The sequence below is a fragment of the Pseudoalteromonas sp. MMG005 genome, from assembly GCF_018101015.1.
Classification (GTDB): Bacteria; Pseudomonadota; Gammaproteobacteria; order Enterobacterales; family Alteromonadaceae; genus Pseudoalteromonas; species Pseudoalteromonas aurantia.
The window spans coordinates 128,150-149,474 of sequence record NZ_JAGJEK010000005.1 but is presented as its reverse complement, the minus strand read 5'-3'; the positions used below and the strand labels follow the sequence as shown (position 1 = coordinate 149,474).

22 protein-coding genes are annotated in these 21,325 nt (G+C 40.1%); 13 read left to right on the top strand and 9 right to left on the bottom strand.

All coding sequences use genetic code 11. The features are described 5' to 3' along the window. Positions 1–705: 705 nt before the first annotated feature. The 3 genes from J8M01_RS05820 to J8M01_RS05810 all read right to left on the bottom strand — a co-directional run bounded on the left by J8M01_RS05820 (position 706) and on the right by J8M01_RS05810 (position 3,002). Positions 706–1,221 (bottom strand): hypothetical protein, encoded by a 516-nt coding sequence (locus tag J8M01_RS05820; protein WP_210996958.1) that lies wholly within the window; start codon positions 1,219–1,221, stop codon positions 706–708. Positions 1,222–1,537: 316 nt separating this feature from the next. Beyond that, positions 1,538–2,191, bottom strand: a complete 654-nt coding sequence (locus tag J8M01_RS05815) for a DUF2987 domain-containing protein (protein WP_211057330.1) — start codon at positions 2,189–2,191, stop codon at positions 1,538–1,540. Further along, positions 2,181–3,002 (bottom strand): glucosaminidase domain-containing protein, encoded by an 822-nt coding sequence (locus J8M01_RS05810; RefSeq protein ID WP_192507120.1) that lies wholly within the window; start codon positions 3,000–3,002, stop codon positions 2,181–2,183. Before J8M01_RS05810 ends, J8M01_RS05815 begins: the two co-directional genes overlap by 11 nt. A gap of 226 nt (positions 3,003–3,228) precedes the next feature. Between J8M01_RS05810 and J8M01_RS05805 the strand changes: the two genes are divergently transcribed. Next, entirely contained in the window at positions 3,229–4,518 is a 1,290-nt protein-coding gene (locus J8M01_RS05805; RefSeq protein WP_211057329.1) for an anti-phage deoxyguanosine triphosphatase, read from the top strand. 63 nt (positions 4,519–4,581) lie between these two features. On the opposite strand, the gene J8M01_RS05800 is transcribed toward J8M01_RS05805, so the two are convergent. After that, positions 4,582–5,016, bottom strand: a complete 435-nt coding sequence (locus J8M01_RS05800; protein WP_247671015.1) for an exonuclease III — start codon at positions 5,014–5,016, stop codon at positions 4,582–4,584. Positions 5,017–5,277: 261 nt separating this feature from the next. Here J8M01_RS05800 and xthA point away from each other — a divergent pair, with 261 nt between their 5' ends. The 3 genes from xthA to rlmA are packed head-to-tail and all read left to right on the top strand — an operon-like array spanning position 5,278 to position 7,523. Beyond that, complete coding sequence (gene xthA, locus J8M01_RS05795; RefSeq protein ID WP_211057327.1) at positions 5,278–6,087, top strand: exodeoxyribonuclease III; 810 nt, start codon at positions 5,278–5,280, stop codon at positions 6,085–6,087. 3 nt (positions 6,088–6,090) lie between these two features. Then, complete coding sequence (locus J8M01_RS05790; protein ID WP_211057326.1) at positions 6,091–6,717, top strand: energy-coupling factor ABC transporter permease; 627 nt, start codon at positions 6,091–6,093, stop codon at positions 6,715–6,717. Then, positions 6,714–7,523, top strand: a complete 810-nt coding sequence (gene rlmA / locus J8M01_RS05785; protein ID WP_211057325.1) for a 23S rRNA (guanine(745)-N(1))-methyltransferase — start codon at positions 6,714–6,716, stop codon at positions 7,521–7,523. Before J8M01_RS05790 ends, rlmA begins: the two co-directional genes overlap by 4 nt. A gap of 48 nt (positions 7,524–7,571) precedes the next feature. Here rlmA and yfbV read toward each other — a convergent pair whose 3' ends face one another. Further along, positions 7,572–8,018, bottom strand: coding sequence for a terminus macrodomain insulation protein YfbV (yfbV, locus tag J8M01_RS05780; RefSeq protein WP_210997013.1), 447 nt, complete (start codon positions 8,016–8,018; stop codon positions 7,572–7,574). A 153-nt stretch (positions 8,019–8,171) separates the two neighbouring features. On the opposite strand from yfbV, the gene J8M01_RS05775 reads away from it, so the two are divergent. The 7 genes from J8M01_RS05775 to J8M01_RS05745 all read left to right on the top strand — a co-directional run bounded on the left by J8M01_RS05775 (position 8,172) and on the right by J8M01_RS05745 (position 14,691). After that, positions 8,172–9,368, top strand: coding sequence for an acetate kinase (locus J8M01_RS05775; RefSeq protein ID WP_192507116.1), 1,197 nt, complete (start codon positions 8,172–8,174; stop codon positions 9,366–9,368). Position 9,369: 1 nt separating this feature from the next. Next, positions 9,370–11,532, top strand: coding sequence for a phosphate acetyltransferase (gene pta, locus J8M01_RS05770; protein WP_210996965.1), 2,163 nt, complete (start codon positions 9,370–9,372; stop codon positions 11,530–11,532). An 86-nt stretch (positions 11,533–11,618) separates the two neighbouring features. Beyond that, complete coding sequence (locus tag J8M01_RS05765) at positions 11,619–11,999, top strand: ACT domain-containing protein (protein ID WP_210996966.1); 381 nt, start codon at positions 11,619–11,621, stop codon at positions 11,997–11,999. Continuing rightward, positions 12,000–12,500 carry a PTS glucose transporter subunit IIA gene (locus tag J8M01_RS05760; protein ID WP_211057324.1) on the top strand — a complete coding sequence of 167 codons (501 nt, stop codon included), beginning with the start codon at positions 12,000–12,002 and terminating at the stop codon, positions 12,498–12,500. A gap of 24 nt (positions 12,501–12,524) precedes the next feature. Next, the gene (locus tag J8M01_RS05755) at positions 12,525–12,869 is read left to right on the top strand and encodes an ArsC family reductase (RefSeq protein WP_211057323.1); all 345 of its coding nucleotides are present in this window, start codon (positions 12,525–12,527) and stop codon (positions 12,867–12,869) included. Continuing rightward, positions 12,869–14,011: a succinyl-diaminopimelate desuccinylase gene (dapE, locus tag J8M01_RS05750; RefSeq protein WP_210996969.1), complete on the top strand. Its 1,143-nt coding sequence runs from the start codon at positions 12,869–12,871 to the stop codon at positions 14,009–14,011. Before J8M01_RS05755 ends, dapE begins: the two co-directional genes overlap by 1 nt. After that, a complete protein-coding gene (locus J8M01_RS05745) occupies positions 14,011–14,691 on the top strand; it encodes a M15 family metallopeptidase (protein ID WP_211057322.1) in 681 nt (226 codons plus the stop codon). Before dapE ends, J8M01_RS05745 begins: the two co-directional genes overlap by 1 nt. Here J8M01_RS05745 and J8M01_RS05740 read toward each other — a convergent pair. The 3 genes from J8M01_RS05740 to J8M01_RS05730 form a co-directional block, all read right to left on the bottom strand. Next, positions 14,683–15,534, bottom strand: a complete 852-nt coding sequence (locus J8M01_RS05740) for a DMT family transporter (RefSeq protein WP_211057321.1) — start codon at positions 15,532–15,534, stop codon at positions 14,683–14,685. The two genes, J8M01_RS05745 and J8M01_RS05740, sit on opposite strands and share 9 nt — an antisense overlap. A 121-nt stretch (positions 15,535–15,655) precedes the next feature. After that, a complete protein-coding gene (locus J8M01_RS05735; RefSeq protein ID WP_210996972.1) occupies positions 15,656–16,873 on the bottom strand; it encodes a pyridoxal phosphate-dependent aminotransferase in 1,218 nt (405 codons plus the stop codon). A 93-nt stretch (positions 16,874–16,966) separates the two neighbouring features. Beyond that, on the bottom strand, positions 16,967–17,317 hold the full coding sequence (locus tag J8M01_RS05730) for an Hpt domain-containing protein (protein WP_211057357.1): 351 nt from the start codon (positions 17,315–17,317) through the stop codon (positions 16,967–16,969). A gap of 115 nt (positions 17,318–17,432) precedes the next feature. Between J8M01_RS05730 and J8M01_RS05725 the strand changes: the two genes are divergently transcribed. Both J8M01_RS05725 and J8M01_RS05720 read left to right on the top strand, forming a co-directional pair. Next, positions 17,433–18,026, top strand: coding sequence for a tRNA-uridine aminocarboxypropyltransferase (locus tag J8M01_RS05725; protein WP_211057320.1), 594 nt, complete (start codon positions 17,433–17,435; stop codon positions 18,024–18,026). Next, complete coding sequence (locus tag J8M01_RS05720; protein WP_210997014.1) at positions 18,026–18,808, top strand: CLCA_X family protein; 783 nt, start codon at positions 18,026–18,028, stop codon at positions 18,806–18,808. Before J8M01_RS05725 ends, J8M01_RS05720 begins: the two co-directional genes overlap by 1 nt. On the opposite strand, the gene J8M01_RS05715 is transcribed toward J8M01_RS05720, so the two are convergent. After that, complete coding sequence (locus J8M01_RS05715; protein WP_192507106.1) at positions 18,777–21,281, bottom strand: EAL domain-containing protein; 2,505 nt, start codon at positions 21,279–21,281, stop codon at positions 18,777–18,779. The genes J8M01_RS05720 and J8M01_RS05715 overlap by 32 nt on opposite strands. Positions 21,282–21,325 lie beyond the last annotated feature (44 nt).

Genomic DNA, 21,325 nt, shown 5'->3' with positions numbered 1-21,325 from the left:
AATCTATGAATCAGTATCTTAATAGATAGTACTGAATATAGTTGCATGGGTAAATTACAGTCAATTACATTAACAATATGTAAACTATAATCTTAGGTAATTCTTGAAAAAAACAGAGTACTTTTTGAAACTAAAATCTTGATTGTTAAAAGCGGTAGCCGACAGGTGAAAATAAAAACATAATTATTCATATCAATTACTTATATTTTATTTTGCCGAATAGTGAAATAAAATACCTTGGCCATTGATTAAGGGTTTTGTTTAGATATCGATATTATTTACATTGAACATGAAATTTATCACATTTTGTGACTCATACTTGTATGCTAATACAACGGACTATATAAGAAAAAACAACGATACATAGTAGTGGCTATAAAGAAAGTGACCAGGTTTGACGATTAAGCCAAAATAGCTGACATGCTGAACTTTAAAACAGGTAAATTGAACTCGTCAATAAATAAGCCTATACCTCCAGGTTTTTAACTAATTCAATTCACAGCATAACATTAATTTAATGCAGAATAAGGCGAGCTGGGTGCGTACTTGCAGCGAAAAGGCAATGAAGCCAGAGATTCAACCAATGCGTGATAGGATAAATTTATAGCATTATCATTTGTATTTTTCGAATTTCACGAAGTTAGTACATAAGAAGTGGCTAGTAATTACAATTACAAACCACTGCTTTGTTAAGTTGCATTCAACTTACCACTTATATAAGCGGCACTTTTGTTTCGATTTTAAACCGTAATTAGCAACAGTGTATGGTCCAATTTCAGCATCACGAATTGTCTTAAAAGTAAAACTATCCATTGACACATCCATTGTTCCATTGCTATCGAGTGCGTATGTTGTTTGAATTTTACTACTGCCAATTTCAAACATACTTATAAACTCATTACCTGTTAGGAATTGATCAATCACAATCCCGTTATTTTCATCCACAGCATAATGGCCTCTATCAGCATTGATTGTTAATAGATTATAGTTACGTACACTCGCTGATTGCCCTGAGCCATAACTGAGCGTCCACGAAACCTTACCAGTATCTTGTGCCGCAATTTCTAAAGACATTGCAAAGTTATAATAAGACCCGTGTCGAGGAGAAATAAGCTCACATTCCCCCTTGTAAGTGCCTGCCCAGCCATCGGGAATAGTATCCGCCGCGTAAGCCACTGAAGATAAAACTGCACCAGCAAATAGTATTGATAGAGTTTTCATTGATAATCCTTATTTTAATGTTGGTCTCAACAAGGTACCCAATATAGCAACACAATCACATTTTACAAGTATTACTACTTAATATTCCAACACACCGTCGTCTATAGCGCTTTTACCAAAAAGTAGACATAAAAAACGGCACTTAAAGTGCCGTACTAATTCATATGATTAATAGCTAATATCGGTTCAACCTTAGCAAACTATTTCCAACATCGTCACATCACCAAAAAATAGCTGCACATCGTCGACTTTATTCGTTACCTTCATACTCGTAACCTCTATAGCTCGTTAGATATCAGAACTAAGCGTAAAAGACCTATTTTGATATCCAAGGTTTCACTGACACAATCGAAGCTGGCGTATCTACTAATGCAGTTTCAATTCCATCCCACGTGGCATCCACTGCAAAATGACATAATGTACGTTCACACTTAATATCTATATTATCTAAAGCCACGGGTTGAGAGAATTCAACTATCACTCCTTTTTGTTCCGGTAGTAAAAAGCGCATTAACTTACTAACAAAAAACCCTGACAGATCAGAAAGTAACGTATCAAATTCATTGTGTAATTGATATAAACTCGCTTTAGTCAATTGCGTGCTATCAAAATGCTCTGCTTCAATTTGAAATTTCAATTGGCATTGATGCTGAGGGTCACGGGGTTCTATAACCAGCACCGCTTTATCTTTGTCTAGCTTTTTATCAAATGGCAACAGTAATTGAGCTTGATCTGTATACGCCAAAGGCGCTTCGCTATTTTCTGTTATAATTTTCCCACTACCAATTTTACAAGGTGCTAACGTTGTACTGTCTACAACATAGAAGTTTATGCGAGCGAACTCGAACTCACCTTTTTCAATTACTTTCAATCTGTCGTAAAAACCATCATATGACACAACAAACTCTGTGGCCTGTGACATAAACGACATGCTTAATAACACTGCTGCGCAAAACCAATTACTCTTCATCAAAATAAGCCTTATTGTGTCTGATCATATCATTCAGTTCATTTACATATGCTTCTCCACGTTCTGAATATGAAATCAAACCAGCCGTTAAGGCAGTTGCTTCAACTGGTTGTTTATTACTTCTTAATTCGGAACGCTTTACTCTTAGTCCTTGGTAAGCCTCATGTGTATTAATGTTTCTAAAATACGACTTAACGGCAGCTCGAACGGATTGAAATGCAGCAACCTCATGCTCCGCTTCATTGTCTCTACGTCGCGGCACCATGCCACACCCTTTTTTGTAACACCATTGACCAAAGAAGTTTAATCCAATACGTGCAAACCGAGAAGTCCCCCATGCAGATTCATTTGCCGCTTGCATTAACGCCAACTCTTTGGGGATCACATCGACATGAGATAGCGCGACCTTTAAACTCTCTTCGGTATAACGCTCACCCTCCAAACGGTAATAATCATATATTTTATTCAGCTTGTCGGTTTGTGCGCCCGTTAATACTTCATCAAACTGTAACATCATAAGTGCAATTTCAATACTTGCACGCTGCTGCTGTATGGCTTTATTTTCCGCGATAATGTGTGGCTTAATAAAATCAAAAAATTGTTGCTTCTTTTGTCCAACCTCTTTTATCTGCGAAAATTTTGGGAGCCTCACAGTGTGTAACGGTTTTTCGGCAACAATTGGCGGTGTCTCAATCACCACCGGGGTGGTTTCACTTGGTTTTATGATTGGAGCTGGTTTATACAAAAATGGGTAAGCTAACCCCCATAATGACACTATAAAAATGACTACTCTAACTACATTGACTTGCATGTCTTTCCTCATCATTGAGCGTACCAGCCTATATCCATAATTTGGCTGTAAGTTACTGATATAACTTGCTACTATCAGCATATGTGTACGCTATTACTTCGTTCTTTCATTTTAAACTAACGGCGTATTATACTTAAAGTAGCAATTAAACGCGAGTTTATGCGTATTCACCGCATAATCGATATGTACAACGTGCGTTACTATGCCCATTAATCATGGAGTACTTATGCAGTCTGCTTGGCAACATAGACTATCGGAACAACAGAAAAACCGGCCAAACGATAATCGTTCTGCGTGGCAAGTAGACCGTTCACGTATTATTCATGCCGCTGCATTTAGGCGACTACAAGCAAAAACTCAGATAATGAGTATCGGTGTGAACGACTTCTATAGAACTCGACTTACTCACTCATTAGAGGTTGCACAAATAGGCAGTGGTGTACTACGCCATTTACGTATTCAAAACCCTGATTTTGAACATTTCCCTTCGACCAGTTTAATCGAAACACTATGCCTAGCACATGATATTGGCCATCCGCCATTTGGCCACGGTGGCGAAACCGCCCTTAATTACTTAATGCGAGAATACGGTGGGTTTGAAGGTAACGCACAAACCTTAAGGATTGTGTCTAAACTTGAACCCTACAGTAATGGATTTGGGATGAACCTTACTCGGCGTACATTATTAGGGTTTATTAAATATCCCGCTATTATTGATACTTTGTGGTTCAACATACCGAAACACAACACTAATCGACGTTTCATTAAAGCCAAAGATTGGCTCCCAGCTAAAGGCGTATATCGATGTGATTTAGACGTTTTTAATTGGGTTCTCGATCCTTTTTCAGAGACAGACCGTAGGCTACTGCAAACCAACAGACCTTTTGACAGCCACAAACGCAAAACACAATTTAAGTCTTTAGATTGCGCGATAATGGAGCTGGCAGATGACATTGCTTACGCTGTCCATGACTTGGAAGATGCCATCGCCACGAGTACACTCAGCTTAACTGATTGGCAAAACTACGCATTACCACAACTCAAAGCAGTGCCATCTAAATGGCTCAGTAACAACTTAAATACGCTAACCGAAAGGTTATTCTCTTTTGACGAGTCATTACGAAAAGACGCCATTGGGGAGCTTGTAAACTTATTTATTATTAATAGCCATTTAGTCATACAACATAATGACTTTGAATCGCCATTACTCAAATACAGCGTTGAAATAAATGCTGAATACGCAGCAATTCTTCAAGTATTAAAAACGTTTGTTTTTGAGCGCTTAATTCGAGAACCTAAAATGCAACAAATCGAATTTAGCGGTCAAAATTTACTGATTGACGTATTTGAAGCTTTGGCCAGTGATCCTCTACGCCTACTCCCATATACAACACAAGAATTGTATATGCAGGCAAATTCAAAAGCAGAGAAAATGCGAGTACTCGCTGACTATTTAGCAGGCATGACTGATGAGTACGCTAGAAGGACACATAAGCGGCTATTTAGCAGTGAGTAACATAACAACGCCAGACTCATTGTCTGGCGCTTTTATCAAAACAATTCACGATAATAATCGTATTTAAATTGCCGTATTTTCAAACTTTCTGACGAACTCTCTCACTGGTACATCATTACAACGTAAGCTACGTGCCTTATGACCATATTTTGAAATACTTGATAAACCATTTTTAGCTGCTTTTATGCATAACTCTGTTGCTGATGTTGACGTTTTTGCATAAAGAGCCACTTTTTTTGCATCTGAACGAGTGTCATTGTTCACCTTCTTTGCCACATCACGAATATCTTCACCATTGCACAATACACTGGCCGAAAAACGAGAGATATGAATACCGTGTTGTGATGCTGCAGCCCGTGCAGCACTTAGCCCTTGCTCGGCAGCAACAACACACACTTTTGACGCAACAGAAGCATCGCCCTGAGTATATTGTACTTTCTCAGCCTGAACTGACAAAGTAGTAGAAACCGCAACAACCAAAGAGATAAATTTAAACATAATATACCCAACAAAGATGAATTTGCGCGCATTATATAGCCAAATTACCCTTTGTAAATGATTCATTAAGTCTTAAAAGCTAATTTAATAGACCATTCACATCTTTGTGATTTTTTCTCTCGCCCACTGTAACATTTACATACATTTATACATAAATCGATCAAAAATTAACCTTTGGTTTTTATATCTAGATCATGCCAGTTATGAAATTAAATGATAAACTATCCTTCACCTGACCATAGCGAAATAATCGATCAATATATGAAAGTCATTTCTTTTAACATCAACGGCCTAAGGGCTCGTCTACATCAATTACAAGCCATCATCGATAAACACCAACCTGATGTCATCGGATTGCAGGAAATCAAAGTACATGACGAAGCATTCCCGATTGAAGATGTTGAAGCCATGGGTTACAACGTATACTTCCACGGACAAAAAGCACACTACGGTGTAGCTTTAATGTCGAAAAAGCCAGCTAAAAGTATTCAAAAAGGATTTGCAACTGATCCAGAAGATGCACAAAAGAGAATGATCAGTGGGACATTCGAAAATGCAGCGGGTGAAGAAGTCGTAATAATGAATGGCTACTTTCCGCAAGGGGATAATATAAGTCATGAGACAAAGTTCCCGTATAAACGTCAGTTTTATGCTGATTTAATGACTCATTTGCAAGAATATTGCGACCCAAAAGAACATTTAATTATCATGGGAGACATCAATATTTCTCCCACTGATTTAGACATTGGCATTGGTGAACCGAACAAAAAACGTTGGTTAAAAACAGGTAAGTGCTCCTTCCAACCTGAAGAACGTCAATGGTTAAGTACCTTAATGGATTGGGGGTTAAAAGACACTTTTAGAACCCTAACACCGGACGCCAGTGATCTATATTCCTGGTTTGACTATCGTTCAAAAGGGTTTGTCGATAATAGAGGCTTAAGAATAGATGTCATTTTAGCAACTGAATCATTAATGCCGCACTGTACTATCAGTGCGATTGATTATGAGTTGAGGGGCATTGAAAAACCATCAGATCACGCCCCTATTTGGGCTGATTTCGACTGCTAATACATGCTCGAATATCTCATCGTTACGGCATTATTTCTGCTGAGCATAAATAAAGTAGAGTGTATTGCCCTGTTCAAAAACCCCGCTCGTCAAACCGGGGTTTTTGCATGTGCGGTGATATTTGCCGCATTATGGCAAATCAAAGCAGGTATTTTGCCTTATCTTGACATTCACATTTTGGGCGTTACTGCCGTCACCCTCGTTATGGGCTGGAGATTAGCCTGCTTGAGTGCATTAGTGGGTGCTTGTTTGTTACTGTACTTTACATCTTTATCAGTCAATGATTTTGCGCACTTCCTGCTTTTCACAGCATTACTCCCAATTTATTTAAGCTATGCACTATTTGTATTGTGTTACAATTTCTTGCCTAGACATTTTTTTGTCTACATTTTTGTATGTGCGTTCATATGCGCAGGATTGGTAGCTGCAACTAAGATTTTAGTGACTAGCAGCTATTTTTGGTCCCAAGATATATACCCTTGGCAAACACTGTGTGACAATTATTTGTTCTTTTCAGTGCTAATGTGGTTTCCCGAAGCCATGCTAAATGGTATGGCCATTACTTTATTAATAACTTATCGCCCTGAATGGGTGAAAACCTTTTATGATCAGGAATATTTAGATAAATGACTTTGATGTATCACTGCCCACTTTGCAGTAAGCCGCTTAAAACAAACGACCAAAGTTTACAATGTGACAGCCTTCACCAATTCGACTTTGCTAAAGAAGGTTATGTCAATTTATTACCTGTGCAAAATAAAAAATCCAAGCAACCCGGTGATAACTTAGAAATGGTGCAAGCAAGACGTGCATTTTTCGCGACCGATCATTATGATTTTTTGCGTCAAGAAATTGCGCAAAGGGTCATTGCAGCAAACCCAAATACCGTGATCGACTTGGGTTGTGGTGAAGGGTTTTATACCCAAGCTTTTACTCAGCACCTATCTGCAACAGCACAGGTTTATGGTGTTGATATTTCTAAGTCAGCTATAAAATACGCGGCCAAACGCTACAAGAATGTTAATTTCAGTGTTGCATCGATTAAACAAGCACCATTTAAGGCCCAGTCTGCAGATGTTTTGGTCAGTATCTTTGCCCCGGTCTTTTCGGATGAATTACACCGATTGTGTGATAGTAACGGCAAGGTTATTATCGTTAGCCCAGGTCCAAAGCATTTATTTGAATTAAAAAATTGTATTTATGAAGAAGTCAATTTGCACGAAGCCATTGAATGCCCAGCAGGCTTTGAGTATCGCTCACAAACTCTATTAGAAGTTCAGCAAGATATTCCGACCAAAACGATAGCGCATTTAATTATGATGACACCTTTTGCATGGAAGTTTAAACCATCTCATTACGAAGCACTTCATAAAAAGTCATCTCACAGGGTTACCTTATCATTCTATATTAGTGAATTTTCTCCGGCTGTTGTTTAACTAAATAGTGTGCGAGTCAATATTTTCTCGCACACCGTATTAATTTTACTAAAACTGTTCTTTCGTAAATGCTTTGTCCATTTTATTAAACATATCTGCCAATAGTTTTGCTAATTCTCTATATTTCGGTTTACTAGAAGCTAGCGGAGTGTCATACCCGTTCGCCACCATTTTATGATAAAGCTCGTTATACCAAGAAGCCAGTGAGGGGTTTAATGATGTTTCAGCTCGTTTACCAAGCCACAACAACCCTTGGACAGGTAACGACAAGAAAAACAATGCAATCGTAATTGCTTGTGGTAGATATTCCATACCTAACTGGCTGGTTTGAAAAAACACCGTAAAAATAGCCAGCATCGGCATCACTGTTAACCCTAGTTCAGTGGCTTTTATTACTCTAAACTCAGCAAACATTGGCGCGAGTTCTTTTCGCATAGGCCATTCTTTGGCATATTGGCGTCCAAGCTGCACTTGTGAAATAAGACTTTTTTGCATCATAACTCCTAGGTGCTAACTTTTAAGTAAATAATCAGGTAAAATTATAGTCTTAATAAGTCAATTATACCTTTGTCTAACGTGTAGCTGTAGTGCAACCTCACTATTAGCTTAATACGCGTTTACTGTTCTTGTCAAAAACGGAAAGTCATTATGTCATCTTCGCATGTTCTGGTTCTAAACTGTGGTAGTTCTAGCCTTAAGTTTGCCATTATCGATATCAACTCTGGCGCTGAGGCGTTATCCGGTTTAGCCGAGCGCCTCGCTGAACAAGCCCCACTGATTAAGTATAAACACAATGGCAGCAAACAATGCATTGACTTAAACGCAGGTGATGCACACCAAGTTGCTATCAAGCAACTTGTCAAGCTAGTCAAGCAACTCGATTTAGCGCAGAACCTTATCGCTGTTGGTCACCGAGTTGTACACGGTGGCGAACACTTTACGAAATCAGTACTCATCAATGATAACGTGATTGATGCGATCAAACAAACAAGTGTACTCGCCCCCCTACATAACCCAGCAAACTTGCTCGGTATTACCGCAGCACAACATGCTTTTGAAAACCTACCGCAAATCGCGGTATTCGATACCGCTTTCCATCAAACCATGGACAAACACGCATTCTTGTATGCGATACCTTATGCTTTATACACCGAACATGGTATTCGCCGTTATGGGTTTCATGGAACCAGTCATTACTATGTATCGACCCAGGCACATAAAATATTAGGTCTATCTCATGATCAATCTCGCGTTATTAGCGCGCACTTAGGGAATGGTTGTTCAGTAGCAGCCATTAAAAATGGAAAATCTGTAGACACCAGTATGGGCCTTACACCTTTAGAGGGTTTAGTCATGGGCACACGTAGCGGTGACATTGACCCAGGGTTATTTTCATTTTTAGTTAATCAGCTAAATTACACGGCCAGCGCCGTCGATGAACTACTGAACAAGAAAAGCGGCTTATTAGGCATCAGTGAGTTATCAAATGATTGTCGTGCAATTGAAGAAGCCGCAGCGCAGGGACACCCACAAGCAACCCTAGCTCTGGACATTTTTTGTTATCGACTTGCAAAACAAATTGCCGCATTCGTCGTCCCTTTAGGTGGACTTGACGCACTCATTTTTACTGGCGGTATCGGTGAAAATTCAGATGTTATCCGAAGTAAAGTCGTTAATATGCTCGCATTCTTAGGGTTAAATATTGATACAGACAAAAATCTTGCTGCCCGTTTTGGTAATCAAGGCGTTATCACCTCTCAAATTCAACCATGCGCCATTGTGATCCCCACTAATGAAGAGTGGGTAATTGCAACCGATGCTGCAACAATCGCTCAGGAGCAATAATATGGGTCGTCGTATTATGCTCATCCCTATCTCAACGGGTGTTGGTCTAACGTCTATCTCTGTTGGTCTAGTACGTGCACTTGAACAAAAAACTGTTAAAGTCAATTTTTTTAAACCAATTGCACAGCCACGTAAAGACGATGAAGGCCCAGAGAAATCAACGGTCATAGTTCAACAAGGATCAACCATACAACCACCAACTCCATTCGCGCTAAGCTATGCTGAACAAATGATAGGTGATGGTAAAGGGGATGATTTACTTGAAGAAATAGTTGAGCGCTTTGAAAGTGCCATTTCTGATGATGAAGTTGCAATTATCGAAGGCATGGTGCCAACTCGCCTACAGCCCTATGCGGGTCGGGTAAACCGTGAGATTGCACAAACGCTGGGGGCTGACATCGTATTTGTGCTCACACCTGGCAATGACAATAACAGCCAACTAGAAGATAGGCTCGAGATTGCGGCGGGTAATTATGGAGGTGTCGACCACAGTCGTGTTTTGGGCTGTATTTTTAATAAAGTAAATGCGCCCCTAGATGAAGAAGGCCGTGCACGTGCCGACCTTGTCGATCAACATAAGCCAGAAGAGTTAGAAAACGAAATAAATAGGCTGGCCTCTCTGCCCATCTTTAGAAAACATCCATTTAAGCTGCTCGCAACCATTCCGTGGGATTTTGATTTGGTTGCACCACGCGTTATTGATTTAAGTAACTATTTAAATGCTGAAATAATGAATGCAGGAGATATGGCGCACAGACGCCTTCGCCGTGTGACATTTTGTGCCCGAACAGTATCAAACATTCTCAATCACTTTACCCCTGGCGCGCTGTTAGTAACGCCAGGTGATCGCTCTGACATTCTGGTTGCAGCTTGTCTATCTGCAATGAATGGTACCAAGTTAGGCGCAATTTTACTGACTGGTGGATTCAAACCTGAACCTCGCATTATGAGTTTATGTGAACAAGCAATGGAAACAGGATTGCCGATCCTTGCAACAGATGCTGATACATGGCGCACTTCATTACTACTGCATAACTTTAATATGGAAGTACCAAGTGATGATGAGCAACGTATTGATAAGGTTAAACAACATAATGCTAACCACATCGATTCAGAGTGGCTAGATAGCCTAGCGCAAGGGGTAGCGAAAACACGAAAACTATCCCCTCCTGCTTTTCGTTATTTATTAACAGATCTTGCTCGTAAAGCAGATAAAACCATTGTCCTACCTGAAGGTAACGAACCAAGGACAATTAAGGCAGCCGCAATTTGTGGTGAACGTGGTATAGCGAAAACTGTTTTATTGGGTGATAGAGAAGAAATTGAGCGTATTGCCTTACAACAAGGCGTTGAACTAAACGAAAATGTTACAATCTGTGAACCTCATAATGAGATAAGCAATTACATTGTGCCTATGGTGGAGTTACGTAAAAATAAAGGGCTAACAGAGGTTGTTGCTGAGGAGCAACTACAAGATAATGTAGTACTCGGTACCATGATGCTTGCACAGTCTCAAGTTGATGGGCTTGTCTCAGGCGCCGTTAATACAACAGCAAACACCATACGTCCGTCATTACAGCTCATTAAAACAGCACCAGGCTCATCTTTAGTGAGTTCTGTCTTTTTCATGTTGTTGCCAGATCAAGTACTCGTCTATGGTGATTGCGCTATTAACCCAGATCCAACCGCTGAGCAATTAGCAGATATCGCGATTCAGTCTGCAGATTCTGCCGCTGCATTTGGCATTGAACCGCGTGTTGCTATGATAAGTTATAGCACGGGTACTTCTGGGCATGGTGCTGACGTTGATAAAGTGCGCGAAGCCACCGAACTCGCTCAGCAAAAACGTCCAGATTTAGATATTGATGGACCGCTACAATATGACGCAGCAATTATGGAGAATGTTGCGAAGAAAAAAGCCCCGAATAGCAAGGTTGCGGGAAAAGCCACTGTATTTGTATTCCCTGATTTAAATACCGGTAACACTACCTATAAAGCGGTACAAAGAAGTGCTGATTTAATCAGTATTGGTCCTATGCTACAAGGGATGCGCAAACCGGTTAATGATTTAAGTCGTGGTGCGTTAGTGGATGATATTGTTTATACAATTGCACTCACAGCTATTCAAGCACAGCAAATCATAGACGCTAGCTCACAAAGCTGAGTTGTTTTAGCCAAGTGTTAAAAAGGTTTTAATTTTTATCGCTTGGCTATACTATTAACTTAATTAGTTTTTATAGAGCTTACGGGATGTCAAAGCAAACCTTACAGTTGCTCAACCAAGACTTTACCATTCATAGCTTAGACTGTGATGATACAATCCCCACAACGGTTTTAAATGCAAGTATTTTTTTTATTGCCAAAACCGATGAAGAGTTATCAATTGTCTGTCCTAGTGATATAAAGCTGCGTAGTTTTTCGGCAGAGAAGCACTGGCGAGCATTAGAAGTTGTTGGCCCATTAGGCTTTTCTCTCACGGGGATCATGGCTGATATTTCCGGGGTACTTGCTAATGCAAATATTTCTATTTTTGCGATGTCCACCTATGATACTGATTTCATTTTAGTTAAAGAGCAGCAAATTGATGTTGCTATTCATGCCTTAAAAAAAGACGGCTATATGGTGCTTTAAATGCAATTCTCCCCTGTCATCACTTACACTCCTATCAATGCAATACCAAACCCGTTCATGCACCTTGCAAGCCCGTTCAGTGGCAAGGTTTTACCTCTGAGCTCACACCCTGAGCCTTTATTTTCTCAAGGGATGCTTGGTAGAGGTGTTTGCGTGCAATTGAGTAGCTGTAAAGTAGTGTCACCTGTACACGGAACCATTGAGCAAATTAATCGTCATGGAACAGAATATATTATTACTGCACAAAATGGCCTAAAAGTGCTCGTCAACATACTGATCCCCGCTGAATATTCGAGTGCCCAATATCAAACGGCTAATACATTTGGTAAAACCGATATACAACAAGGAGAAATTTTGGCCTATTTTGATATTCCCAGCTCGGTGGCCCCTACAATGGGCTCTTTGGTGCTCATCAATGCAGAAAAACTCGGACCATGCTATCATCCATTGAAACAAGTGAGTGCGGGACAAGATCCTCTCATCACACTCACTAAAACTTGAACAAATTTCAAATGAGGCCAATTTATGACCATCATGTACGGTATCCCTAACTGCGACACAATAAAAAAAGCTAAAAAATACCTTAATGATAACAATGTTGAATTCACCTTTCACGATTACCGTAAAGATGGCGTATCACCCGAGTTAATTGATCAATTCTTCGCTCAACTCGGATGGGAAAATGTGCTAAATAAGCGCGGTACAACTTATCGATCATTGACTGATGAGCAAAAACAAGCATTAAATGAATCCTCTGCTAAGCAGCATTTACTCGACTCACCTGCAATGATAAAACGCCCTATTATCGTACATAATGAAGCATTTCATTTAGGTTTCAAAGCACCGCAATATAATGAGATTTTTAGTTAATGAGTGATACACGCCTGAGTTCCGTGGTACAGCTCGCGCAAACGCTAATACAGCGTGAGTCGATTACCCCCGAAGATGCCAACTGCCAATCATTAATGAACAAACGTCTGAGCAATATTGGCTTTAACATTGAAGAACACTTCTTTGTAGACACATTGAATACTTGGGCAAGAAAAGGCCAAACATCCCCCCATTTTTGCTTCGCAGGACATACCGACGTAGTCCCTGTAGGTGACGAAAAAGCATGGCACTACCCCCCGTTTTCCGGTGTAGTGAAAGATGGGATGCTCCATGGTCGTGGTGCCGCAGACATGAAAGGCTCCCTTGCTGCCATGATAATCGCAACAGAGCAATTTATAAAAAAATACCCAGATCACAAAGGCTCTATTTCATTTTTAGTTACCTCTGATGAAGAAGGTCCGTTTATTAACGGTACAACCAAAGTTGTGGACTTACTTGAGGCCCGAGGTGAAAAAATTGATATGTGCCTAGTAGGAGAGCCTTCTTCTCGTAATGAACTCGGTGATGTCGTCAAAAATGGCCGACGGGGATCCTTAACTGCTCACCTAACAATTAAAGGAAAACAAGGCCATGTTGCATACCCTCATTTGGCAATAAACCCGATCCATAAAGTCGCTCCTTTTATTAGTCGGTTAACTGAGGAAGTTTGGGATGCTGGAAATGATTATTTCCCTGCCACCAGCTTGCAAATATCCAATATCAAAGGGGGAACCGGAGCTGGTAATGTTATCCCCGCTGATGCATATGTTCAATTTAACTTTCGTTTTAGCACTGAGGTCTCTGCAGACGAACTCAAAACTCGAGTTCATCATTTGTTAAGTCAATTCGAGCTAGACTATGACATTGAATGGATACTAAATGGATTACCATTCTTAACCGAACCTGGGCCTTTATTAGACGTAACCTTAGCTGCAATCAAAGACGTAACGGGTGTTGAGAGTACTCCCGAAACGTCAGGTGGCACATCTGATGGTCGATTTATTGCCCAAACAGGCTGTAAAGTCATAGAGCTAGGGCCTATTAACGCAACAATCCATCAAGTAAATGAATGTGTAAGTACAACAGATCTTGATAATTTAGCCCTGATTTATGAACGAATTTTAGAAAAGCTGCTGACCTAATGATGGATGAACACTTAGCCAGTATCGCCTGTGGGCTCACACAAACTCACTTGTGTGAGTATCAAGGGCAATTATTGCACCGAGATATTATTGATGATTTAGTATGCTTAACCCAGCATGCAAAAGACGCTGGGTTCACACTTTCAATTGCATCGGGCTATCGAAACTTTGAGCGACAGATGCTTATTTGGAACAGTAAGTTTCTAGGTAAACGCACCGTTTTAAATAAACAAAATGCCCCAGTGAACCTATCTGGGTTTGACGATTTAGAAAAGTGCCATGCGATCATGCTGTTTTCTGCATTACCTGGGGGGAGTCGGCACCACTTTGGTACAGACCTAGACATATATGCGATAAACAGCCTTCCAGACAACCAAAAATTACAACTTGAACCTTGGGAGTATGCGAAAGGAGGTCCTTTTTATGACTTCAACTGTTGGCTAGACAGTTATTTAGCGAAATTTGGGTTTTACCGGCCATATGCACGCTTTAACGGTGGTGTTGCTGCTGAACCTTGGCATATTAGCCATATAAAAACCTCCTCATACATTTCTCAGGCGCAAAATGTAGATAATCTTCAAAGTGCGATACAGCTATTTGACGTTGCAGGAAAACAAACTATTCTAGCAAACATTTCACAATTACATTCCCAATATATAAACAATACGTGCTCACCCTAGACGACTTTTTTGTTTCAAGTAAAAGCCAATAGATAATACAATTAATACCGCACATATACATTGGATGACATTGACTGACTCGCCTAAAAATAGCACACCAGAGATTAACGTGATCACAGGTACACTTAACTGCATAGTAGCCGCTTTATCTACCTGCAACCAAAACAAGCTTTGATACCATAAAACATAGCCAACACCTGATGTTATCGCACCACAGATTATAGCGATAACAACACCATACCATGAAAATTGAATCGCAGAGATAAACGGAAATATAGCAGGCACAAACACCATGGCTCTAAGAAAGCATCCTGCAGTACTTTGAATGGGGCTCTGCCCTTCTAATTTTAATTTGGTACCCTGCAGACTATATGCCCCCCAACCAATGCCACTTAACCCCATCGCCAACACTGCATACCAATTAGGATGTGACACGGAAGGGTTGAGTAAATATGCTAAGCTCAATAATGCGACGCTTAATGCACCCCACTGTAGTAGTGATAATTTTTGCCCCTGAATAATGCCCCCTATTACCATAGTGAATGTTACCACCACAAATAATATCAAAGCACCAAAGCCCGCATCTAGCGCTGTATAAGCAAAACTAAAACCAATTAAATAGACTAGCAGCGCAATTGCCCCATACCAACTTCCGCACTGTGATAATGCTCTATTTTTTTGCTTGGAAAGTAACAGAAATAATACCAGCACAAAAGCACCACTACATAAACGAATCACCGTAAACGTCACTTCATCTAACAAGTCTTCATTAAAAACATAGCGGGCAATTAAAGAGTTAAGAGCAAAACATACGAGGGCCAGTACCAAAATAAAATACTTCATAAAAACAAACTTTTTGCTCAATCCTATTGGTTGTAGTCCATATTATCAGTAAACAAACACTTACCGACGTTTTAGCATAATAAAAAAGCGGGACTTAGCCCGCTTTCATTCCCAACGTAATTTACACTTGCTGGTATCCATCAAAGAAATGCTTAATTCTCTGCATTGCTGGTTCTAATTCATCTTTATGAGGTAGAAAAACCAGTCTAAAGTGATCTGGCTGTGGCCAATTAAATGCACGCCCAGGGACCAACATAATTTTCTCTTGGCTTAATAAGTCAAGCATCATCTGCTCGTCATTCACAACATTAAATTTAGCCATGTCTATCTTCGGAAAAGCGTATAATGCTCCTTTAGGCTTAACACAGGTGATCCCATCAATTGCATTAAGGCCTTCAGTTACGATATTACGTTGCTCGTAAAGCCTTCCACCTGGTAGAATCAAATTATCAATTGACTGAATACCACCCAATGCTTGTTGAATAGCAAATTGCGCGGGCACATTTGCGCATAAACGCATAGAAGCCAACATATTAAACCCGGTGATCAAATCAGTCATAGCACTTATTCTACCACTTAAAACCATCCACCCCATCCGCAAACCGGCGGCTCGATACGATTTTGCTAAGCCGTTAAATGTGATAACAGGTAAATCATCACACATCGCTCCAATAGACGTATGCTCTAAACCATCGTAAATAATTTTTTCATAAATTTCATCACTCAATAACAACAACTTATGCTCTCGAGCAATATCAATAAGACCTTGTAACAGTGTTCGATCATACACTGCACCAGTGGGGTTATTTGGGTTTATCAATACCAACGCTTTTGTTTTCGTTGTAATTTTGGCTCGAATATCTGCCAAATCAGGAAACCAGTCTTGCTCTTCATCACACAAATAATGGACTGGCGTTCCGCCTGCCAGCTTTACTGACGCTGTCCATAAGGGGTAATCTGGAGCCGGTATTAAAACTTCATCACCGCTATCAAGCAATGCCTGAGTGGTCATTTGAATTAACTCACTCACCCCATTACCAATATATATATTGTCTACATCAATATTCGGTAAGTTTTTTTGCTGGTAATGCTGATAAATTGCTACCCGAGCTGAATATAACCCTTTTGAATCACAATAACCTTGCGCTAAATGTAGGTTTCGGATGATATCTCGATGCATGTCTTCTGGCATATCAAAACCAAATACGGCTGGGTTACCAATATTCAATTTTAAGACCTTTTGACCTTCGTCTTCCATTTTTTTCGCTTGATCAAGCACAGGACCACGAATGTCGTAGTACACCCCATTTAATTTATTACTTTTTGTTAGTTTAGACATTTTCATCTCCCTCTCGACCCTAGAATAGCTTACAAAGCATCCTAAAAACTAGAGGGGGAAAACGATTTTTAAGAGGTTTTTCTTAAGATATAATTAAAGAGACGCTTTAGATGACAACCACTGTAACAGCTGAGCTTTTGACCCTGCCACTTGACCGGATAAGCATGCAACGTTCTCTTGAACTGACTCATTATCTTCATTTATCAAGCCTTGCTCTATCGCACGCGCAGCATTACTCAAGCTCATTGCTCCAAACTGTGCCGCGTTTGACTTTAAGCTATGTGCGTGACGGATTGCATCTTGATTATTTGCATTCAGCGACATTCTTAATTCATTTTCGAGTCTTTCAAATTCATCACAACAAAAAATAAGCGTATCTTCAAATTGATCGCCTAAAAGTGATTGCATACCTTCTAAAGCATCTTCATTAATGGTTACATTCATAACAATCCCTTCGCTTTGTTTCATACTTGTAATGCTAGTCAATTCAGACACTATTAGCAAAACAATTCACGATATATGGTACTATTTGTCTAGGTTTTAAATCCACGAGTAACCCATGAAACGCTCACAATGCTCAAACTGTACATACCCGACTACCACTTGTGTTTGCAAATACCTTCAAGACCCAATTAAAAATAGAACCAGAATCATTATTTTGCAACACCCCGATGAAGCCGATCTTGCAAAAAACACGGTTCGCTTATTGAATTTACAATTGGACAATATTGAGATTTTTGTGGGGGAGTCCAATCAAGACTTTGCACAATTACAAACGCAGTTAAATTTGTCATCGTGTGCATTATTATACCCAGGGCAAGAATCCATAGCCGTTGAGGATATTCCCCAATCAGGTATTGAAATTGATACCCTATTAGTTATTGATGGAACATGGAAAAAAACCAATAAAATACTCGCGCTTAACTCATGGCTGCATGCACTCAAGTTTGTCAGTTTCAAGCAATTACCAAAAAATCAATACTCAATAAGAAAAGCAGAACAATCATACAGCTTATCAACATTGGAAGCAGTTGGCCTTTTTCTTACTTGCCATGAACATGTTAACTCCCAACCATTGCTTAATTTGTTACAGGGTATGATTGAACAGCAAACAAAATATATGCCCCCACACGTAAAAGCACGCTATTCATGATGAGAGTTTCCCGAGTTATGCAAAAGTTTAATCGTCAAGGTCCTGACTATCGCTTTGATGATCAAGTTGATTTTGACGAAGTGCGTGATACTTTTGGGTTGTGCACAATCTCAATTGGCCAATGGGTAACCAAACCTGAACGATTAGCGAGTGCAAATTTAGTCTATGATGCATTTGCAGATTTGGCACAAATCCTTAACATTCCTCCTTATGTTATTGGGTTGCGGGGAACACTCAACTTTTCATTTGGTACAGGTGGTCAACTGGGTGTTCAAGCTCACTATGATAGCGGCTCACGTACATTAGCGTTGGCAAAAAATGCGGGGGCTGGCGCGATCGCACATGAATGGTGGCACGCATTTGACCACTATATCTGCAAGCGCCTCTTTAATAACAGCTCTGCACATGGATTTGCATCAAGCTACTGGTTACATAGCGCAAACATGACGCCTCACCCTTTGAACAATCTATTAAATGACTTTTATAAAGCATGTATGCTAGATCAAAGTGGTGTAAACCCCAGTATATTTTTCGTCCGAGCAGTCGAATTAGATAAGCAATACCAACAACTTTATTTCAGCAAACCACAAGAGCTTACAGCAAGAGCGTTTGAGGCATGTATCGCTTTTAACTCAAAAATACACAACGAATTTTTAGTCAGCGGTGTCAAAAACAGTGAGCTTGCAAGTCTTGGTGGCTTTCCGTGCCCTACTCTTCGAGCTAAATTGTCGCACTCTATATTCCGCTACTTTAACGCGCTAGGTGTTGCTTTACATCAGTAACTCGATTCGCTTTAGTTAGCCAGACCAAGTAATCACTCATCGCTAACGGCTTTGAAATAAAATACCCTTGACCAAAGTCACACCCATAACCCTGCAGCCGAGTATAGCTAGCTAAGCTTTCTATGCCTTCTGCTACCACTTTTGACCCCAAACTATGTGCCATATCACACGTTGCTTTACATATGGTTTGATTACTTCGAGAAGTTTCAATATTCATAACAAACTGCTTATCTATTTTCAATTCATCAAATCCTAATTGACTTAGATAAGCCAAAGATGAATACCCGGTACCAAAGTCATCTATCGCCACCTTGATCCCTATCCTGCGGTAATCATCAACCACCTCTTTTAAGTTTGCTTCTTTGCCTATTGTGACTGATTCCGTGATCTCTAATATAATTTGCCGTGGATTAAGATTTAACTCATTAATCAACGTGATCAATTGCACCGTGAGTTCTCTTTTTGATAAATCCTTCCCTGATATATTCAGCGATAAAACATGGCTAGGGAATTGCTCTACTATTTGCTTTTGGTATCGTAAGCCTTGCTCAATAACCCATTCAGTTACTGAATATATCATCCCTGACGATTCCGCTATCGGAATAAACTCATCTGGAGGTACTTGACCTAAATCTGGATGGCTCCACCTGAGTAACCCTTCACATCCGTGTACCTTACCAGTCGTTAAATTAATTTGAGGCTGCATATATAACGCAAACTCCCCCTTATCCAGCGCCGTTTTCAAAGCCGATGTAACCTTCAGCCTTCGCTCAGAAACAACCGAGTTTGCGACATCAAACAACTGCCAACGCTCACTACTTGCACATTTTGTTGCCAATGCTAGCCTAGCGCGTTGTACTAATTTCTCAGCGCTTTTTGCATGCACCGGAGAATGTGCTACGCCAATTTCTATTTTATCAACGAGCTGGTGCCCTTTCAGCTCAATACCTTCTTCAAATACTGACGATAACAAACACACATATTGTTCAACTTGAGACAACGACAGTTTTCCGACTAGAATCACTGCAAAAACCGACTCATCGAGTCGATAAATGTCCGTATGTTTATCGTTGCGCTTGGTACTGATCGTTGAGTTACCATATGTGTCTAGCTGCAAATTTAATTGCTCAAAGAGGTTTTTTAAATGCCTATCGGCATAGTCCATGCCATAATTTAGGCGAATACTATTAAGCACCAACGGCTTAAACAAAAGCAATGTGTGGTGTTTGTGGCCTGCTGCAAGCTTGCTCAACTCGCGACTTAATGCAAGCCTGTTGGGTAACCCCGTATCTTTGTCATGAATCGTATAAAATACAAATGCGTCTCTTTGTCTTTTATCACGCAAGTAGATAAGGAACCCCAGTAGAGTAACATGGAAGATAACAGCTAATTTACTGGCGCTCACTAGTGCGCTATTAATAAATATCCCCATTTGCATACTGACCCAGGTAAACGCTAAAATAAACATCGGGAGCCATGCAAGTATGACGACCCATATTTCTCGCGCATGCTCCTTTTTTAGATAACTACACATACCGACCCCAAGCCCCAATGTCGTTAAAACACTCAACGCTTGAACCTGCACTGCAATCGAAGACCCCATTCCAATCGATAACACAGCCATAAATACCAACAAGCCAGTCAGTATTAAAGTCGGCAATTTTAATTGTTTTACATGCTTATCTATTTTAAAAAAGCTATAGTGGAACAACAAACACGCAGCTAAACCTAACACCACAAGCGCACTACAATGATGCGTGACCCACCTTGCGATGCTTTGTGGTAAGTAGTAATAAATACTGCCATTGTTTGCACTGCATTGCAGCGCCAGTAACAATAAATAGCCACCTAAATATGATAAGTACTTTCTAGCGCTAAATATTGCAATCAGTACGATAAACAACGCAACAAAGTAGAGCAAACCTAGCTCTAGACCATACCAAAATAACCGTGCTTGTGCTTGCTCAGAAAAGTCTCTCACGGAGAGTCTTTGATGCTCTATCTTAGTGTTGAAGGGCGCTCTAATTCGAATATAAATCTGTTGCGGTGTGTTAGAAGTCGTATACTTAATATGAGGGTAAATACTTTGTAAACGGGGGAGTACCGCGTTATCTATAGGTAGGTTGACTGCTTGAACAACTCGAGCTCCCTCAACAACATACAGGTCAAGCAGGGTTTCAACAGGTTTATAAATAGTGAGGATTTCTTCTCTAATGACATTGCTGTCCTCGGCTGGAATATCCACTTTCAGCCACGTCGAGATTGCTTTTTCTGCAATCGCTTGATTGATATTTACAGCAGAAAACAGTCCTTCCCCATAAATGATCTCATTAATTGTGACTTCATTGCTGGTATCATTAAACACCTGAGCAGCCTGTAAATAGTTGCTAAACAAGTGTGTTATCAATATCAGAGCTATTGCATGTAATGCCTTTTTACATACCCACATACCATCTCCTTGATGCCGAGGCATGCAACAGCCTCGTTCAATCAATATTTAAGTATGTAAACTTTACT

What these genes read in the sequence shown, in the direction of transcription:
- J8M01_RS05820 (WP_210996958.1), bottom strand. Translation starts at nt 1,221, where the DNA reads ATGAAAACTCTATCAATACTATTTGCTGGTGCAGTTTTATCTTCAGTG.
- J8M01_RS05815 (WP_211057330.1), bottom strand. Translation starts at nt 2,191, where the DNA reads ATGAAGAGTAATTGGTTTTGCGCAGCAGTGTTATTAAGCATGTCGTTT.
- J8M01_RS05810 (WP_192507120.1), bottom strand. Translation starts at nt 3,002, where the DNA reads ATGCAAGTCAATGTAGTTAGAGTAGTCATTTTTATAGTGTCATTATGG.
- J8M01_RS05805 (WP_211057329.1), top strand. Translation starts at nt 3,229, where the DNA reads ATGCAGTCTGCTTGGCAACATAGACTATCGGAACAACAGAAAAACCGG.
- J8M01_RS05800 (WP_247671015.1), bottom strand. Translation starts at nt 5,016, where the DNA reads ATGTTTAAATTTATCTCTTTGGTTGTTGCGGTTTCTACTACTTTGTCA.
- xthA (WP_211057327.1), top strand. Translation starts at nt 5,278, where the DNA reads ATGAAAGTCATTTCTTTTAACATCAACGGCCTAAGGGCTCGTCTACAT.
- J8M01_RS05790 (WP_211057326.1), top strand. Translation starts at nt 6,091, where the DNA reads ATGCTCGAATATCTCATCGTTACGGCATTATTTCTGCTGAGCATAAAT.
- rlmA (WP_211057325.1), top strand. Translation starts at nt 6,714, where the DNA reads ATGACTTTGATGTATCACTGCCCACTTTGCAGTAAGCCGCTTAAAACA.
- yfbV (WP_210997013.1), bottom strand. Translation starts at nt 8,018, where the DNA reads ATGCAAAAAAGTCTTATTTCACAAGTGCAGCTTGGACGCCAATATGCC.
- J8M01_RS05775 (WP_192507116.1), top strand. Translation starts at nt 8,172, where the DNA reads ATGTCATCTTCGCATGTTCTGGTTCTAAACTGTGGTAGTTCTAGCCTT.
- pta (WP_210996965.1), top strand. Translation starts at nt 9,370, where the DNA reads ATGGGTCGTCGTATTATGCTCATCCCTATCTCAACGGGTGTTGGTCTA.
- J8M01_RS05765 (WP_210996966.1), top strand. Translation starts at nt 11,619, where the DNA reads ATGTCAAAGCAAACCTTACAGTTGCTCAACCAAGACTTTACCATTCAT.
- J8M01_RS05760 (WP_211057324.1), top strand. Translation starts at nt 12,000, where the DNA reads ATGCAATTCTCCCCTGTCATCACTTACACTCCTATCAATGCAATACCA.
- J8M01_RS05755 (WP_211057323.1), top strand. Translation starts at nt 12,525, where the DNA reads ATGACCATCATGTACGGTATCCCTAACTGCGACACAATAAAAAAAGCT.
- dapE (WP_210996969.1), top strand. Translation starts at nt 12,869, where the DNA reads ATGAGTGATACACGCCTGAGTTCCGTGGTACAGCTCGCGCAAACGCTA.
- J8M01_RS05745 (WP_211057322.1), top strand. Translation starts at nt 14,011, where the DNA reads ATGATGGATGAACACTTAGCCAGTATCGCCTGTGGGCTCACACAAACT.
- J8M01_RS05740 (WP_211057321.1), bottom strand. Translation starts at nt 15,534, where the DNA reads ATGAAGTATTTTATTTTGGTACTGGCCCTCGTATGTTTTGCTCTTAAC.
- J8M01_RS05735 (WP_210996972.1), bottom strand. Translation starts at nt 16,873, where the DNA reads ATGTCTAAACTAACAAAAAGTAATAAATTAAATGGGGTGTACTACGAC.
- J8M01_RS05730 (WP_211057357.1), bottom strand. Translation starts at nt 17,317, where the DNA reads ATGAATGTAACCATTAATGAAGATGCTTTAGAAGGTATGCAATCACTT.
- J8M01_RS05725 (WP_211057320.1), top strand. Translation starts at nt 17,433, where the DNA reads ATGAAACGCTCACAATGCTCAAACTGTACATACCCGACTACCACTTGT.
- J8M01_RS05720 (WP_210997014.1), top strand. Translation starts at nt 18,026, where the DNA reads ATGAGAGTTTCCCGAGTTATGCAAAAGTTTAATCGTCAAGGTCCTGAC.
- J8M01_RS05715 (WP_192507106.1), bottom strand. Translation starts at nt 21,281, where the DNA reads ATGCCTCGGCATCAAGGAGATGGTATGTGGGTATGTAAAAAGGCATTA.